The 950-nt window shown below is 48.8% G+C and carries 1 protein-coding gene and 3 tRNA genes; all 4 read left to right on the forward strand.

What is annotated here, in order from left to right; all coding sequences use genetic code 11:
- Positions 1-34 precede the first annotated feature (34 nt).
- Positions 35-111: transfer RNA gene (locus tag CPT76_RS22760), tRNA-Ile, on the forward strand.
- A gap of 25 nt (positions 112-136) precedes the next feature.
- A tRNA-Leu gene (locus tag CPT76_RS22765) sits at positions 137-222 on the forward strand.
- Between the two features lie 152 nt (positions 223-374).
- Positions 375-460: transfer RNA gene (locus CPT76_RS22770), tRNA-Leu, on the forward strand.
- 163 nt (positions 461-623) lie between these two features.
- The coding region (locus CPT76_RS22775) for a uracil-DNA glycosylase (protein WP_374954727.1) at positions 624-950 on the forward strand (327 nt) is incomplete at its 3' end.

Here is a 950-nt window from a genome sequence, read left to right on the forward strand (position 1 = left end):
AACAGCCATTATCTGTACGGTATATACTTGATCAGGGCCCTTAGCTCAGTTGGTTAGAGCGGTCGGCTCATAACCGACTGGTCGGGGGTTCGAGTCCCTCAGGGCCCACCATATAGCAATATGCAAGAAACAGCATGCCGGGGTGGCGGAATTGGCAGACGCACAGGACTTAAAATCCTGCGGTAGGTGACTATCGTACCGGTTCGAGCCCGGTCCTCGGCATACAGGTAAACCATTCGAAGGAAGCCGGTTCAGTCTTTGACTGAGCCGGTTTTTTTGTGCTCATGGCCGGTAAAAGGAATGGGAATTAAAGGATTGCCGGTATGGGTAAAACATGTTATATTAAATTTTGTCGTCACAAAAGTGATAGACAAGCCGGGATGGCGGAATTGGCAGACGCACAGGACTTAAAATCCTGCGGTAGGTGACTACCGTACCGGTTCGAGCCCGGTTCTCGGCATTGGATTGGAACAAGTTGAACAGGGTAAGCTGGTCCGGATCGGGGCCGGCTTATTTTTTTAGCTGCCGTTTAATGCGGTTTGACTCTCATTGATTGTGCGTCGGCAGACGTTTTTCTATAAAAATAAGTTTATATATTTACGAGAGAGGAGAAATGCTTCATGATATTTAATAACGATTGGGACGAGCAGTTGAAGGAAGAAACCGAAAAGGACTATTTTCAGGAACTCCGTTATAAGCTGGCCAAGGAATACAAGCTTCACAAAGTGTACCCGCCGAAAGAGGACCTCTTTAAAGCGCTCAAGCTGACCCCATATGAGGATACCAAAGTGGTCATTTTGGGACAGGATCCTTATCATGGACCCGGACAGGCCCACGGCCTTAGCTTTTCGGTCAAACCCGGCGTGCGGATTCCGCCTTCCCTCGTGAACATTTACAAAGAGCTGCACAGCGATCTAGGTGTACCGATTCCAAACCATGGAACGCTGGTG

The organism is Paenibacillus sp. AR247, from assembly GCF_002968895.1.
Taxonomy (GTDB): Bacteria; Bacillota; Bacilli; order Paenibacillales; family Paenibacillaceae; genus Paenibacillus_AQ; species Paenibacillus_AQ favisporus.